The following is a 1,194-nucleotide window of genomic DNA, read 5'->3' as shown; positions in this document are numbered from 1 at the left end:
CATATTGTTTTGATTTTTAATGGCAATTTCCCGAAAACTCTTCCATCTCTTCTTCAGCTCTCCCTTACACTCGGCGGCCTGCGCCGGAGTCATCCCGTCCAAACTCCAATGCGGACGCTCATGGTTGTAGAAATCAACGGCTGATGCCACGGCGGCTTTTACCTGGGAGATATGATTAAACTCCATATCCATAAGTAGCTCATTCTTAATCGTGTTGTTTATCCGTTCCGCGATGGCGTTCTCCTTGGGATTTCCGCCCTCGGTCATGCTTATGCTTATTTTGCATTTCCTCAGACGCTCCGTATACACGGAACTGGCATATTGGACACCACGGTCGGAATGGTGGATCAAACCGGACAAATCTTTTCCGGGATAATGGCTGATGGCCATTTCCAAGGCTTCCAAAGGATACCGTGCCTCCAGTGTCTTACCCACGCTATATCCAATAATCTCTTTGCTGTAAGCGTCGGTAACAACTGACAAATAACAAAAAATATTTTTTCCGCTTTCAGGGTTTACTCCCAAAAATATGTAAGTCATATCGCTGACTACCAACTGGCATGGGCCGTCCGGTATCAGTTCTTTAACCAAATTGGGATAAACCGGGTAATCATGGTTCGAATCCGTAGTCATGGTACGATGGCGACGTTTACGAACTTTTAAAGAGTAACGATCCAGAATATCGTAAAAACGATTGTAACCCACGCTGTTATCATCACCGAACCGAGCCTGGTACATCAGCCAGAGCTTGTTGCCTCCGATTCCGGGATCCTTGCCACGCACTTCCTTGACATATTCTACGACAAAGGATTCCAATGCCAGTTTTTGCATCAGTTTGTTTCCATGTTTATAATAGGCTTGTTTACTTACACCAAGTAGACGGCACAGGGGGACAATGCCGTAGAGCCTCTTGTCCCTGCCGTGAAGCCTGGATGCTACTTGGTGCCAGCTTTTTTTAAGTCAATACCATATACTTCCTTACCAAAGGCCACCATTTCCTCATAAAAGTCCGCACGCAAGCGTTCCTGGGCTAAATCCTTCTTGAGAGAGGAGATCTCATTCAATAACTTTTTGTAATCTTCCTCGGTTACATCCTTGCCTTGCTTTTTCATCATCGCTGCCTCTTGGGGGTTATCACGCTCAAAGATACTCAATCCACTGTAAACTCTAGAACGGCTCACCCCTAATTTTTTT

At 45.6% G+C, this 1,194-nt stretch carries 1 protein-coding gene and 1 pseudogene; both read right to left on the bottom strand.

Going from position 1 to position 1,194, the window contains the following annotated elements:
• Nucleotides 1-900, bottom strand: a pseudogene (locus NBH16_RS23245) (IS3 family transposase); the annotation flags it as partial.
• Nucleotides 901-935: 35 nt separating this feature from the next.
• The coding region (locus NBH16_RS23240) for a hypothetical protein (RefSeq protein ID WP_250789133.1) at nt 936-1,194 on the bottom strand (259 nt) is incomplete at its 5' end.

Source organism: Parabacteroides sp. Y3-G-102, from assembly GCF_023656845.1.
Classification (GTDB): domain Bacteria; phylum Bacteroidota; class Bacteroidia; order Bacteroidales; family Tannerellaceae; genus Parabacteroides; species Parabacteroides distasonis.
The sequence above is the reverse complement of the archived record's forward strand: the minus strand, read 5'-3'. Positions and strand labels throughout refer to the sequence as shown.